The 14,140-nt window shown below is 66.4% G+C and carries 13 protein-coding genes; 6 read left to right on the top strand and 7 right to left on the bottom strand.

Annotated features, from left to right (window positions below):
* Positions 1-1,209 carry a muconate/chloromuconate family cycloisomerase gene (locus ACW7G1_RS08180; protein ID WP_456979263.1) on the bottom strand — a complete coding sequence of 403 codons (1,209 nt, stop codon included), beginning with the start codon at positions 1,207-1,209 and terminating at the stop codon, positions 1-3.
* 153 nt (positions 1,210-1,362) lie between these two features.
* On the opposite strand from ACW7G1_RS08180, the gene ACW7G1_RS08175 reads away from it, so the two are divergent.
* Positions 1,363-2,289, top strand: coding sequence for a LysR family transcriptional regulator (locus ACW7G1_RS08175; RefSeq protein ID WP_456979262.1), 927 nt, complete (start codon positions 1,363-1,365; stop codon positions 2,287-2,289).
* A gap of 116 nt (positions 2,290-2,405) precedes the next feature.
* Here ACW7G1_RS08175 and ACW7G1_RS08170 read toward each other — a convergent pair whose 3' ends face one another.
* The 6 genes from ACW7G1_RS08170 to ACW7G1_RS08145 form a co-directional block, all read right to left on the bottom strand.
* Complete coding sequence (locus ACW7G1_RS08170; protein ID WP_456979261.1) at positions 2,406-3,317, bottom strand: hypothetical protein; 912 nt, start codon at positions 3,315-3,317, stop codon at positions 2,406-2,408.
* A 226-nt stretch (positions 3,318-3,543) separates the two neighbouring features.
* Positions 3,544-4,011, bottom strand: coding sequence for a PaaI family thioesterase (locus tag ACW7G1_RS08165; RefSeq protein ID WP_456979260.1), 468 nt, complete (start codon positions 4,009-4,011; stop codon positions 3,544-3,546).
* The gene (locus ACW7G1_RS08160) at positions 4,008-4,709 is read right to left on the bottom strand and encodes an SDR family NAD(P)-dependent oxidoreductase (RefSeq protein ID WP_456979259.1); all 702 of its coding nucleotides are present in this window, start codon (positions 4,707-4,709) and stop codon (positions 4,008-4,010) included. Before ACW7G1_RS08160 ends, ACW7G1_RS08165 begins: the two co-directional genes overlap by 4 nt.
* Complete coding sequence (locus ACW7G1_RS08155; protein ID WP_456979258.1) at positions 4,706-5,299, bottom strand: DsbA family protein; 594 nt, start codon at positions 5,297-5,299, stop codon at positions 4,706-4,708. Before ACW7G1_RS08155 ends, ACW7G1_RS08160 begins: the two co-directional genes overlap by 4 nt.
* Positions 5,296-5,799, bottom strand: a complete 504-nt coding sequence (locus ACW7G1_RS08150; protein WP_456979257.1) for a winged helix-turn-helix transcriptional regulator — start codon at positions 5,797-5,799, stop codon at positions 5,296-5,298. The genes ACW7G1_RS08155 and ACW7G1_RS08150 overlap by 4 nt, the downstream gene beginning before the upstream one ends.
* 165 nt (positions 5,800-5,964) lie before the next feature.
* On the bottom strand, positions 5,965-6,432 hold the full coding sequence (locus tag ACW7G1_RS08145) for a MarR family winged helix-turn-helix transcriptional regulator (RefSeq protein WP_456979256.1): 468 nt from the start codon (positions 6,430-6,432) through the stop codon (positions 5,965-5,967).
* 143 nt (positions 6,433-6,575) lie between these two features.
* Between ACW7G1_RS08145 and ACW7G1_RS08140 the strand changes: the two genes are divergently transcribed.
* From ACW7G1_RS08140 to ACW7G1_RS08120, 5 genes are all read left to right on the top strand, one after another.
* Complete coding sequence (locus tag ACW7G1_RS08140; protein WP_456979255.1) at positions 6,576-8,033, top strand: aldehyde dehydrogenase family protein; 1,458 nt, start codon at positions 6,576-6,578, stop codon at positions 8,031-8,033.
* Between the two features lie 106 nt (positions 8,034-8,139).
* The gene (locus ACW7G1_RS08135; protein ID WP_456979254.1) at positions 8,140-9,747 is read left to right on the top strand and encodes a GMC family oxidoreductase; all 1,608 of its coding nucleotides are present in this window, start codon (positions 8,140-8,142) and stop codon (positions 9,745-9,747) included.
* A 62-nt stretch (positions 9,748-9,809) separates the two neighbouring features.
* Entirely contained in the window at positions 9,810-11,117 is a 1,308-nt protein-coding gene (locus ACW7G1_RS08130) for an NAD(P)/FAD-dependent oxidoreductase (protein ID WP_456979253.1), read from the top strand.
* Between the two features lie 32 nt (positions 11,118-11,149).
* Positions 11,150-12,826, top strand: a complete 1,677-nt coding sequence (locus ACW7G1_RS08125; RefSeq protein WP_456979252.1) for an MFS transporter — start codon at positions 11,150-11,152, stop codon at positions 12,824-12,826.
* A gap of 6 nt (positions 12,827-12,832) precedes the next feature.
* Complete coding sequence (locus ACW7G1_RS08120) at positions 12,833-14,047, top strand: HlyD family secretion protein (RefSeq protein ID WP_456979251.1); 1,215 nt, start codon at positions 12,833-12,835, stop codon at positions 14,045-14,047.
* Positions 14,048-14,140: the final 93 nt, after the last annotated feature.

The raw sequence follows: 14,140 nt of genomic DNA, 5'->3' as shown, positions 1-14,140 counted from the left end.
TCAGGCTCCTTGGGATTGTGTGGAGGAAGCAGGCGCGACAGCGCCCGGGACGCTGAGCGTGCGGCGTACCGCGTCGCGGCGGAAAAACTGCACCCGCTCCTCGTCGAGGTCGATGCCCAGGCCCGGGCCGGCCGGAACGGTGAGCTGGAAGTCGCTGTAATCCAACGGCTGGGTGAGGATCTCCTCGGTCAGCAGCAACGGTCCGAACAGCTCGGTGCCCCACTGCAGGTTCGGGAAGGTGCTGAAGACATGGGCCGCGGCAGCGGTGCCGACCGCGCCTTCCAGCATCGTGCCGCCATACAGCTCGATGCCGGCGGCGTCGGCAATCGCGCCAATCTGCTGCGCGGCGAACAGGCCGCCGGCCTGCTCGGTCTTGATCGCGAACACATCGGCCGCGCCGGCACGCGCCAGCTCGTAGGCGCTGTTCGGGGTGCCGACCGACTCGTCGGCCATCAGCGGAATCGGGAAGCGCCGGGCCAGCCGCGCCAGCGAAGCGGCAGTCGCCGTCGGTTGCTCGACCAGATCGCAGCCGACATCGGCCAGCGCCGGCAATCCACGCGCGGCGGCCGTCTCGCTCCAGGCCATGTTGACGTCGACCCGGACGCTGGCGCGGTCGCCAACCGCACGCTTGATCGCGGCGACGTGGGCGACGTCGTCGGCCACCGCACGCATGCCGATCTTCAGCTTGAACACGTCATGGCGGCGAAGGGCCAACATCTGCTCGGCCTCGACGATGTCGAGCGCGGTATCGCCCGAAGCGAGCGTCCAGGCCACCGGCAGGCGATCGCGCACGCGGCCACCGAACAGTTCCGACAGCGGTATGCCCAGCCGCCGGGTGTGGGCATCCAGCAGCGCGGTCTCGACGGCGCACTTGGCGAAATGGTTGCCCTTCACGTGCTTGCCGATCTTCGCCATCAGCAGACGCACCTTGGAGAGGTCGGCGTCCTTCAGCAGTGGCGCGATATAGGTGTCGATGGCGAGCTTCATGCTTTCCGGGCTTTCCGGCCCGTACGACATGCCACCGATGGTGGTGCCCTCGCCGATGCCGACGCTGCCGTCGCTGGCGTGGATCCGGACCAGCATCAGGGTCTGTGCATGCATGGTGGCGACCGACATCCGGTGCGGCCGGATGGTCGGAATGTCCAGCAGCAGGGTCTCGACGCGTTCGACGCGAACCTGGGTCTGGCGGAAGTGGGGGATATGTGGCATGCCCCGATTCTTCGGCCCTCCCGCGTGCCAAGTCCAAGACTGTTGCGGTCTTGTCTCATACCCAAAAGGTATGATTGGACGGCATCACACCCGGACACGCTGTTTATTGCACTGCAGCATCCGCCCTTATACCAAAGTCGAAGGTAAAGATGAATGGAGCTCCGGCAGCTACGTTATTTTGTCGCGGTCGCCCAAACGCGCAACTTCACCCGGGCGGCCGAGCAGTTGCATATCGCCCAGCCACCGCTCAGCCGCCAGATCCGGCAGTTGGAGGACGAACTGGGCGTGCAACTGCTGCTGCGCAACAGCCGGCCCTTGCGATTGACCGACGCGGGGCGGGTATTCCGCGAGCAGGCACTGCAGATCCTGGCCCGGGTGGAACAGATGAAGACCGCGACCCAGCGGACGGGCAAGAACGAGCGCAGCGTGCTCGCGATCGGCTTCGTCGCGTCCACGCTGTACAGCGGGATGCCGCTGCTGGTGCGCCGGCTCCGCCAACAGCGCCCCGAGCTGGATATCCAGTTGCTGGAAATGATGTCGATGGACCAGATCGAGGCATTGAAGACCGGACGGATCGACATCGGCTTCGGCCGCGTCCGGGCGATCGACCCGGCGGTCGAGCGCGTCGTGATGCGCGAAGAGCGGCTGGTGGTCGCCCTGCCCCCGACCAGCCCGCTGGCAGGCGGCACCGGCCCGCTGCCGCTGAACGCGATCACCGGCGAAACCCTGATCGTCTACCCCAAGGAACCCCGCCCCAGCTTCGCCGACCAGGTGCTCTCGTTGTTCGCCGACCAGGGCCTGCGGCCCAAAGAGACCCAGGAAGTCCGCGAGCTGCAGACCGCACTGGGGCTGGTCGCGGCCGACATGGGCGCCTGCATCATCCCCAGCTCGGTGCGGATCCTGCGCACCGACCTGTGTTATCGCGACCTGGCAGACGATCACGCCACCTCGCCGATCATCATCAGCTACCGCGCCAACGACCACTCGAGCGACATCGATCTAGTGAAGCGCTTGATCGGCGAGATGTATGCCGAGGAGCCGGCCTGGCTCGACGGCGGCCCGCAGCGGACGGGCACATGACGGAAACCGGCGTCAGAGTCAGAGGTTTCCCCAGCAGCCAGCGCCTCAGACCTTGACCGCGTTCGCGGCTCCAGGCTGTCCGCTTTCGGTCATGAAAGCGGGCAGAACAGCCCTTTCTACAAGGACGGGTTGATCAGATACTTCTCGCCGGTCGACTTGCGCTCGTACGCGGCCAGGATGTCTGGCTGGAGCGCATCGGTGAGGCTGATGGTTTTTGTGTAATGACTGGCGAAAGTCGTTGTCAGCTCATCCACGACGCGTTGACGCATCCGCGTCACGACCTCCTGGCCCGCCTTCTGCAGGAACGGGAAAAGCAGCCATCCGCCGACGTTCCAGGCAAAACCGAACGTCCGATCGATCACGGTCGGCCCCGTGTCCAGGGCGCCGTAGATATAGACCTGCTTGAACGCGTCCGAGCCGTAGCGGTTGTAGGTGGTGACGCCGCGACTGGCGACGGCTTCCATCGCCTGGAGGATCTGGCCGGCCAGCGTGCCGCCACCAATGGCGTCGAAGCCGATGGTGGCGCCCGTTTCAGCGATCGCTTCCGTCAGCTCGGCCTGGAAGTCGGGCGACGTGCTGTCGACGATGTGGCGTGCGCCGATCTCGCGCAGAATCGTCGCCTGCGCGTCGCTGCGCACGATATTGACCAGCCCGATCCCATCCGCAAGGCAGATCCTGTTGAGCATCTGGCCCAGGTTCGAAGCGGCGGCGGTCTGCACGATGGCGCTGTGCCCCTCGGCCTTCATCGTCTCGGTGAAACCAAGCGACGTCAGCGGATTGACGAACATCGACGCTCCGTCCGAGACGTCCACGTCATCGGGCAACAGGATGCAGTCCCGCGCACGCAGTTTGCGCAGCTGCGTGTACATCCCACCGCCCAGCATCCCGACCTTTTTGCCAAGGAAGTGCTGCACATCGCGGCCCGCCTTGACGACGGTGCCCGCGCCTTCGTTGCCGACCGCCAACGACTGATCCAGCCGGCTGCGAATGGCCGCCAGGCGCTGCTGCGGAATGTCGGCGACCAGCACCGGTCGCTCCGGCGTGCCTTCGGCCCGGACGGTCGATACATCGGCAGGGCCGAACAGGAGCCCAAGGTCGGATGGATTGATGGGTGTGGCTTCGACCCGCACCACCAGCTCATCCGGGCCGGGCTCATCCAGCACGACCGTCTCCAGGCTCAGCCGAAGCTGTCCATCGGACGTCGCCAGCGATCGTAGTTCCAGTCCACTCATCGTCTTGTTCATTTCTGCCGCCTTATTCGGGTTGTGCGAGGTCGAATACCAGCAGCGTCGACGTGGCCGTCGCACACAAGCGGCCGTCGCCGTCATGCAGCGTCGCCTCGGCAAAAGCGACGCGCCGTCCCATCGAGACAACGCGGCCGACGGCGCGCACCGTCCCGCTGTTGTCGGTCAGCGGACGCAGATACGACACCTTCAGTTCGAGCGTGGTGTGCCCGCGCCCGGCGTCGAGCTGGCTGTGGACGGTAATGCCGCAGGCACTGTCGAGCAGTGTCGCCGCATAGCCGCCGTGCACCGAGCCGAGCGGGTTGTAGACGGTCCGATCAGGCGCGCCTTCGAACACGGCATGGCCGCGATCGACCTCGACCAAGGTGAAGCCGAGCGTTTCGCCCATCGGCGGCTGGTTGGCTCCGGCCACCATCAGGGCGCGAAGCTGCTCGAGGCCGTTGAGCGCGCCGTCTCCCCACGTATCCACGGCGCTCACCACGGCTCGTGGAAGGGCCGGACTTCGGCGAGGAACGACCACGCGTCGCGCGGCTGATGTGCCAGGTGAAAGACCTCGCCCGCGATCGAGGCGGGAGAGATGAAGAAATCGTCCGCCGTATCGGGCAGCCGCTCGCGCTGCCACGGCACGTCGATTACGGCATCGATGATGAGATAGGCGACGTGTACGCCCTTCGGCCCCAGGTCGCGGGCCAGTGATTCGGCCAGGATCCGCTGCGCCGCCTTGGTCGGCGCGAACCCGGCAAAGCCCGCCCTGCCGCGCTGGGCGGAGGTATTGCCGGTCACGATCAGCGCGCCCTCGCCGGCCGCCACCATCGCCGGGGCGGTCAGCCGGGCCAGGTTGAACAGCGCCATCGTGTTGATGTCGAAGTTCTTCTGCAGCGTCTCCGCCTCGATCTCCATGAACGTGCCGAACGCACCGCCCACTGCGTTGTGGACGACCACTTTCGGCATTCCGACATCGGCGATCGCCTGCTCAAGCGCGGCCCGGTCCGTCACGTCGCACGGCACCGCGATCGTGTCGGGTATCTCCGCTTCCAGCGCAGCCAGGCGATCGGCATTGCGCGCCAGCATCGCCACGCGGTAGCCACCCTCGGCGAAGCGCCGCACCAGGGCAGCGCCGGTGCCGGGGCCGACCCCGGTAACGAGGGCGAGTGGTTTGGTGGTCTTATCGGTCATGCTGCTTGCTCCAGGTGCGCGAGATGTTCGCGCACGAAATCGAGACGGTCGTTGCCGAAGAACATCGCGTCGCCGACGAACATGGTCGGCGAGCCGAACACGCCGCGTTCGGCGGCTTCATGGGTGTTGGCGTCCAGTTGCGCGATCGTTTCGGGCGCGTCGATCCGCTTGGCGATCGCGTCGGCGTCGATCCCGACCGCGGCGATGACGGCGAGGATGTCGTCCTTCGCGGCGAGTGTCCTGCCCTCGCTCCAGCACGCGCGGTACAGCGCCAGCGTTATCTCGATTGCCTCCGCCGGCGATGCCGCCGCCAGCACGGCGCGCGAACAGGCATCGCCATCGTTCGCGCGCATGTCGGATGGATTCAGTGCGATGCCGTAGCGCTGCGCCCAGCGCGCCAGATCGTCGCGGGCGTAGCGCCCCTTGGCCGCGCAGGTGAGCGTGGTCGGCACGTTGCCGACCTCCTCCATCAGCTTCAGCACCATCATCGGCCTGAGCGCGATGTCGACGCCCATCTCATGTAGCTGCGTGAAGGCAAGGTAGCTGTACGGGCTGCGGAAATCGTAGAAGAGTTCGATCGATCGGGTCATTGGACTGCTCCTGTGGCGAGGTTGTTTAGAAGATGGCGAACGCGGTCGTCGGCCCCGGGGCCGGGGCGAAGCTGGACGCGGTCGCGGGGAACCGCCGTGCCGGTCTCGGGATCGACTAGCGCCAGGCGCAGCGGTCGCCCGGTTTCGCGATCGATCGTCTCCACGGTCGGCGCGCCAAAGCCGTTCGCATCCCAGCGGTCGCCCCATTCGCGCAAGGCAACGCTGACCTTCCACAGGTCGCGGCCTTTGGCCGTCAGCCGGTATTCAACCCGGGGTGGCCGCTCCTGATAGCGCGACTGTTCGACGATGCCGTGCTGCGTCAGATGCTTGAGGCGCGCCGCCAGCGTGGCGGTGGGAATGCCCGTGCTCTCGCGCAGCTCGTCATGGCGACGGAGCCCGAGCGACAGGTCACGGATCAGCAGCAGCGTCCAGCGATCCCCGATCAGCTCGAGTGCACCCGCGACGGAGCACCGCATTCCTGCGAAGGATTTTGCTTTCACGTTGCCGACGCCTAGTGACTTCAATTATTGAAGTATAGGTATTCCGGGGCTTTTGTCGAGCTCATCAAGTCATCGGGAAATTCCCGCCAGCCCCCCCATTCCCGGTTCGCGGGCTAAGGGGAGCGCAGGCGAAGCTTCCACCAGACTGTTAACAAAGGGTCCAGATCAGCCCTCGCGCTGACCGGCTTCGCCGAGGCTCCTGAGCGATGCCTGCTCGATCCCGCGCAGAACGCGAACGGCCGCCTCGCCGTCCGCATCGCTCACCTCGGCCAGCACCTGGGCGCGGAAGGTGTCCAGCGCCTCGGTCAACCTGACGGCAAGCACATCGCCCGCCTCGGTCAGATGCAACGTCCTGGCCCGGCGGTCGAGCGGATCGGCCCGCCGTTCGAGCAGGCCGGCCGCTTCGAGCTTGTCTACCGACCGCACCAGCGCGGCATTGTCCACACCGATCTCCTCAGCGACGACGTTCTGCCGCACTCCGTTGCCCAGTTCCGCCACTGCCAGGATCGGTGCTCCCGCCGACAGTGAGACCCCGAGGCTTTCGAACGCCTTCCCGACCGCGCGGCACCACAGGCGCCCGACGGGCATCAGGATCCACGTCAGGGTCTCGCCCCAGTTCGCTTTATCGTCCATTTATAATTGACATGTCAATAATTGATCGGTAAACATATTCGCACGGATTGATTCCTGATGTCGTGATCCGACCGGGTCTCACCGTCGCAGGCGAAGGGCTGGATTGAAAGCATTCGCCGCCCCCTACCCAAGAGGCAATCACAGTGAACGAGCAAGTAAAGGTACCCCACGACCGCGAAGTGTTCATCGCCAGCAAGTGGCAGAAGCCGCGAGGCACGCTGTCGCTGATCAAGGTGATTTCACCCGATACCCAGGACGTCATCTGCGAACTTCCCGACGCATCGCTCGAAGATGCCGGCTACGCCGTGGAGCGTGCCCGGGCTGCGTTCGACCAGGGCGATTGGCCGCAGATGACGGTTGAACAGCGCCTGGAAGCCACCACCCGCTTCCGCGACGGGCTGGCGGCGATGGAAGGATTCGAAAAGGCCTGGGCGATCGAGGGCGGTATGCCGATCAGCACGGTCAAGGCGATGTACGGCATGTCGATGTTCGGCATCGACGACGTGCTGGCGCTGGCCACCGAGATTCCGCTGAGTGAAATCCGCGAAACCCGCGCCGGCCGGGTTGAAGTCAGGCATGAGCCGCTGGGCCCGGTGCTGGCGATCCTCACCTACAACGGGCCGCTGGCCGAACTGGGCATGAGCGTGTTCCCGGCGCTTCTGACCGGCAATCCCGTGGTGGTCAAGCTGCCGGCGGAAAACCGCATGATCGGTCACTTCATGGCCGAGGCAGCGGCGCAAGCAGGCTTCCCCGAAGGCGTGCTGACGATCATCACGGCCGGTGCGGAGGTCAGTAAATACCTGGTTGCCCATCACGATATCGATGCGGTGCATTTCACCGGCGGCAACGAAGTTGGCGCCGAAGTCGGCGCGGTCTGCGCACAGCGCATGGCGCGGGTGACGCTGGAGCTCGGCGGCAAGTCGGCGGCGATCGTGGCCGACGACGTCGACATGGACGAGATCGTGCCCAAGCTGGTTGCCAGCATGACCGCCTACATGGGCCAGGTCTGCGTCACCACCAGCCGCATCCTGGTCTCGCGCAAGCGCCATGACGAACTGGTCGAGAAGCTGTCAAAGGCGTTGGCCGCAATGCGGATCGGCCCGCCGCTGGATCCGGCCACCGAGTTCGGGCCGATGGTCAGCGAACGCGTGCGGGCACGCTCGGAAGGCTTCGTCGAGCGCGCCGTCGCCCAGGGCGCGAAGATCGCCACCGGCGGCAAGCGCCCGGAAGGCTTCGACCGCGGTTTCTACATCGAGCCGACCCTGCTGGTGAACGTCAGCAACGACATGGAAATCGCCCAGGAAGAAGTGTTCGGGCCGGTCTACTGCGTAATCCCCTACGGCGACATCGACGATGCCGTACGCATTGCCAACGATTCGAAGTTCGGCCTGTACGGCACGGTGCACACCAATGACGAGAAGCTCGCCTATGACGTCGCCTACCGGGTCCGCTCAGGCTCGTTCGGTATCGGTGGCGCCTTCCCGGTGCTGATCGCGCCCTACGGCGGCATGAAGCAGTCCGGCTGGGGCTACGTGGGCAGCCGCGAGGGCTATCTGACGCTGACCAACATCAAGTCGGTCGTGCTGCCGGCTGCTGAATAAGGCCATCGGCAGGCGCTGCGACCTGCAATGGTCGCGGCGCCACTTTCCACAGTGCCCTGCCGCGGACGGTCATCGCGTACGGGCTCCCTGATACGAGGCAATCGCCATGGAATACGACTACATCATCATTGGCGCCGGCGCGGCCGGCTGCGTACTGGCGAACCGTCTTTCCGAAGATCCCGCCAACAAAGTGCTGCTGCTGGAATGGGGTGGACAGGATCGCCACCCGATGATCCCGATCCCCAAGGGATTCTTCTTCACGATGCAGAGCAAGAGTGTCGCCAGGCACTATGCAACCGAGCCGGTGGGTCCGACCGGCCTGGTCGAGCAGTGGGCGCGGGGCGTCGTCATCGGCGGCTCCACCGCGATCAACGGCCTGGTGTGGAATCGCGGCTGGGCACAGGATTACGACGAGATCGAGGCAGCCGGCAATCCGGGCTGGGGCTGGAAGGATTTCTTGCCGGTGTTCAAACGTCTGGAAGACCACCAGTTGGGTGCCTCGGAGACGCGCGGCGCCGGTGGGCCGATCACCGTCGAGGTGGCCACCAGGACCGAGCCCACCTGTGAAGTGATGCTCACCGCGGGCGAGAAGCTCGGCTGGAAGCGGGTCAAGGATCCCAACGACAGCGACGACGAACGCGTGGGTTACGTGGCCTCCAACGTCAAACGCGGGCTGCGGATGGCGGGCGCGCGCGGCTTCCTGCATCCCGTCGAGCATCGGCCCAACCTCAAGGTCGTCACCAGAACCAGGGCCGACCGCCTGCTGTTTGAAGGTGAGCGTGCGGTCGGCGTGCATGCGCTCAGCGATGGCAAGGCGGTCGAATTCCGCGCCCGCAAGGAAGTGATCGTGTCCTGCGGCACGCTCGAAAGCCCGCTGTTGCTCGAGCGCTCCGGGATCGGCGATCCCGGCGTGCTGGCCAAGGCCGGCGTAGCGCTGCGAGTCGAGAGCCCCAACGTCGGCGAGCGCCTGCGCGAACACCGCGGCGTCAACCTGCAGGCGAACCTCAAGGACGGCCTGGGCTACAACCACATGCTCAACAGCCCGCTGCGGCAGGCCGTCACCGGGGCGAAGTTCCTGCTGCAGCGCGGTGGACCGCTGGCGGTGGGCGGCTATGACGTGGTTGCCTACTACAAGTCGTCGCCGGAACTGGATCGGCCGGACGTGATGGTTCTGATCGCACCGCAGTCCACCGCAGCCTCCGGCCTGACGGAGGGCCAGGTCAGCCTCGCCAAGGAGGCGGGCATGATGGCTGTCGGCTACCAGCTGCGGCCGACCAGCGAGGGCTCGATCCACATCACCAGCACCGACCCCGACGCCGCGCCGGTGCTCGATCCCAACTACCTGACCACCGAAGTCGACCGCAAGGCCACGCTGTCGATCATCCCGAAGGTCCGCGAATGGACGGCGCAGAGCCCGTTGGCCGAACTGGTAACGGACGAGCGCGTGCCCGGCACGAACGTAAACACTCCGGAACAACTGCTGGAAACCGCGTTCTCCCAGGGCTCCCCCGCCTACCACGCGGTGGGCACCTGCGCGATGGGCCCCAACCACGACGATGTGGTCGATGCGCGGCTACGGGTGCGCGGCGTGGAAGGCTTGCGGGTGGTGGACCTATCGGTGTTCCCGACCATCACGGCCGGCAACACCACGGCACCCACCATGGCGATGGCGTGGCTGGCTGCCGACCGCATCCTGGAAGACCATGCAGGCTGAGACGACGTTGGTCTGCCTCGATGCTGGCCTCGTCGCACACAGTTACCCGACAGGTGATTGCCGTGGTTGAGAGCAGGGAAAGACAGCAACGGATCGTGATCGTGGGCGGCGGCGTGGCGGGCCTGGAAATCGCCAGTTCGCTCGGTCGCCGTTGGCGCCACCGACCGGGACGACCGGTCATCACGTTGGTCGACCGCGACTCCGCGCACGTCTGGAAGCCGATGTTGCACACCATCGCGGCCGGTACCCGGGATATTTCCCAGCAGCAGACCACCTACATCGCCCAGGCGCGCGATGCGGGATTTGCCTACCAGCCCGGTGAGTTGTGCGGCCTGGACCGTAAAGCCCGCGAAGTCCACCTTGAGGAGCTGCGCGCACCGGATGGCCGTCTGCTGATACCCGCGCGACGGCTGGGCTATGACGCTCTGGTGCTCGCCATCGGCAGCCAAGCCAACGATTTCGGCACGCCCGGCGTGGCGGAGCACTGCTTTGGGATCGACTCGCGCCGGCAGGCCGACGCCTTCAACCGGGAGGTGCGCATCCGCATGCTGCAGGGCCTGACGCAGGAGACGGAGCTTTCGATCGCGATCGTCGGCGGCGGTGCCACCGGGGTGGAACTGGCGGCCGAACTGGTGCAGCTGTTCGAAACCGCGACCGTCTATGGCGTGCAGGGCCTGGCCTCGCGCATCTCGATCACCCTCGTCGAGGCCGGGCCACGGTTGCTGGCGGCGTTTCCGCAGGACATTTCCACCGCCACCCGCGCACGGCTGGAAGCGCTGGGCGTCAAGGTCATGACCGATACCCAGGTCAGCGCAGCGAACGCGGACGGCTTCGTCCTCGGGGATGGCCGTCAGATGACGGCATCGTTGAAAGTGTGGGCGGCCGGGGTCAAGGCGCCGGACTTCCTTGCCGATCTGGATGGCCTGGAAGCGACCCGGAGCAACCAACTGGTGGTCCTGCCGACCCTGCAGACCACGCGGGATCCCGGCATCTACGCCATCGGCGACTGCGCCAGCCTGACCCCAGTGGAGGCCGAGCTCTCGTTGCCGCCCACCGCCCAGGTGGCACACCAGCAGGCCAAGTACCTGATCCGTGCCTTGCCGAAGGTATTGCAGGGCGATGCGGTGCCGGACTTCCGCTACCGCGACATGGGGGCCCTGGTGTCGCTGGGCGAGTACGACGCCTTCGCCTCGCTGGGCAAGTTCGGCCTGTTCAAGGGCGTCACCATCCGCGGACGCCTCGCACAGCTCAGCCACGTCATGCTCTACCGCAGCCACCAGGCCCGGATCCACGGCTTCTGGCGCGGCGGCCTGCTGTGGCTGGTGGATCGTCTCAACTCCCGCCTGCGTGCGTCGATACGCCTGGATTGACCAGCATGTTCTGGTGTGCGGTCGAACGCTAGATGGCAAGCGCCTACCTCAAGCCCAACCCCGACTGGGAAGAGCACGAAAAGCCGTCGATTCCCGGTGCGCCATCGATGCCCTGGCACCCGCCGTGGGTGCGCATGGCGTACGCCTGCATCGCCGTACTGGTCGGGATCAGCGGCGGGCTGGGCAATGCACTGGTGACGGTCAACCTGCCGATGATCCAGGGCCAGTTGGGCCTGACCCCGTCGCAGGGCGCCTGGCTGCCGGCCGCCTATGTGATGGTCAACATCACCGCCAACCTGCTGGTGTTCAAGTTCCGCCAGCAATTCGGCATGCGCCTGTTTGCCGAAATCGGGCTGGGGGCGTACGCGCTGCTGGCGCTGTTGCACCTGGCGGTCGGGGACTTCCACACCACCGCGCTGCTGCGCGCCGCCAGCGGTTTCGCCGGCGCGGCCTGCAGCACACTTGCCATCCTGTACATGCTTCAGGCCCTGCCCCGGGAGTACACCGGCAAGATGCTGGTGGTCGGCGTCGGCATTCTCCAGCTTGCGATGCCGCTGGCCTGGATCCTGTCGCCGGGCCTGCTCCACCAGTTCGGTGAATGGCACAACCTGCACCTGTTCGAGGCCGGACTGGCCCTGTGCGCATTTGCCGCGGTGATGGTGCTCAAGCTGCCGCCTGGCACGCATACCAAGGCGTTCGAGTGGCTGGACTTCGTGACCTTCGCGCTGGTCGCGCCGGCGATGGCGATGATCGTCGCCGTGCTGGCGCAGGGCTACACCCACTGGTGGTTCGATACGCCGTGGCTGGCCTACCTGCTGGTGGCGGCGATCGTGCTGCTGACCACCGCCTTCTACGTCGAGCACAACCGGCGCAACCCGCTGATCCAGACCCGCTGGTTGATGAGTGGCCCGGCGCTGCGCTTCATCATCGGCGCGTTCCTGATCCGGTTCCTGACCGCCGAGCAGACCTTCGGCGCGGTCGGGCTGCTGCGCACGCTGGGCATGGGGCCGGACCAGATGCAGCCGCTGTTCCTGGTGATCCTGGGCGGCACCATCGCCGGCATCGCCATCAGCGCATTGACCTTCGGGCCCAAGACCATGACCCCGCAACTGCTGTTGTCAATGGTGCTGTTCGCGCTTGCCGCCTTCCTCGACCACAACCGCACCAGCCTCGACCGCCCGCACGACTTCTTCGCCAGCCAGTTTCTGGCCTCGGTCGGCGTGGGCCTGTTCATGGGTCCGCTGATCCTGACCGGTGTCAGCCAGGCATTGAAATACGGTGCCGACCACATCGTGACCTTCGCCGTCGCGCTGTCGGTCACCCAGGTCCTGGGCGGATTCGCCGGCAACGCAGTGCTGGGGACCTACCAGCTACACCACGAGCACACCTATTCCACCGCGTTGGTATCGCATATCGACCCCAGCAACCCGATAGTCGCCCAGCGGCTGCAACTGCAATCGGACATCTACGCCGCGACCATCACCGACCCGGTGCGGCGCGATGCGCAGGGCGTCGCGCTGCTGGCGCAGATCGCACGGCGCGAGGCCAACGTGAGCGCCTACAACGATGTTTTCGCGCTGACCGGCATCCTCGCCATCCTGTTCCTGGCCGGCTTTCTCGTACTCAACGTCCTGCCTGGGTTCCTCCGTCCCCAGGCCTCGCCCGTTCCACCTTCCGCGCCTGCTTCGGCAGGCGCTGCCGCCACCTGAGTTCCCATGAGCAACCCGCCTTCCGCTTCCCGCGATCCCCAGCTTTCCGTGAACCCGCCCGTGCCCACCGATGCGAGCAGCGAAGGCGACGACACCGCATCCGCGCGTCAGGCTGCCGCGCCCCCACCTCCCTCCCCACCCAAGACGATCAAGCCGGGCCTGTGGACGGTGGTGATCATGACCGGCGTGGCCGTGGCCGGCATCGCCCTGATCCTGTGGGCATGGAACCTGTGGCCGTTCACCAGCGCGATGGTCAACACCGACAACGGCTACGTGCGCGGACCGATCACGGTGCTGGCACCGCAGGTCAACGGCTACGTGTCCGAAGTACTGGTGAAGGACTTCCAGGACGTCGAGGCCGGCCAGCCGCTGGTGCGGATCGACGACCGCGTCTACCGCGCACGCGTCGAGCAGGCGCAGGCCCAACTGGACAATGCCCATGCGCAACTCGCCAATGCCGAGCAGTCCCTGGCCCAGGACCGCGCCAACATCGGCGCTCGCCGCGCCGACCTGGCGGCCGCGGCCGCCGAGGAGCGCCGCGCCCGGACCGACGAGACCCGTACCGCCCAACTGGCCCACGTCGGCGCGGTATCGACGCGCGAGAGCGAGCAGAGCATGGCTACCGGGCAACTGGCATCCGCCAATGTGCTCAAGGCCAAGGCCCAGATCGCCGTGGCCGAGGAGACCGTCAAGGCGACCCAGGTGTCGCGCAAGGGGTTGCAGGCGCAGGTGGACATTGCCGAGGCGCAACTGGCCCTGGCCGGGATCGACCTGGACAACACGATCGTGCGCGCCCCCAACGACGGCCAGCTTGGCCAGGTCTCGGTGCGTCTGGGCCAGTACGTCACCGCAGGCTCGCAACTGCTGTTCCTGGTGCCTGACGCGTTGTGGGTGGTAGCCAACTTCAAGGAGAGCCAGACCTGGATGATGCGCATCGGCCAGCCGGTCAGTTTTTCCGTCGATGCGTTCGAAGGCGAGTCGCTCACCGGCAAGGTCGAGCGGTTCGCGCCGGCCACCGGGTCCGAGTTCAGTGTGTTGCCACCCGACAACGCCAGCGGCAATTTCACCAAGGTCGTCCAGCGCTTGCCAGTGCGGATCGCCATCGACCCCGACCAGGCCATGGCCGGCCGCCTGCGCCCGGGCATGTCGGTGGTGGTCCGGGTCGACACATCGAGCGGCCGCGAGCCGCCGCAACAGACCGTGGGAAAGCCAGCCCATTAGCGCCGCGCGGACCGATCCCGCCAGGGCCGGCGCGCGCAGCGTTCGCGGACAGCATCCTTGCACTCACATTCGCTTCAACCAGCAGCTGCAATG

This window comes from Lysobacter sp. A378 (assembly GCF_054052125.1).
Note: the sequence above shows the minus strand (reverse complement) of the source record. Positions and strands in the feature narration are given on the sequence as shown.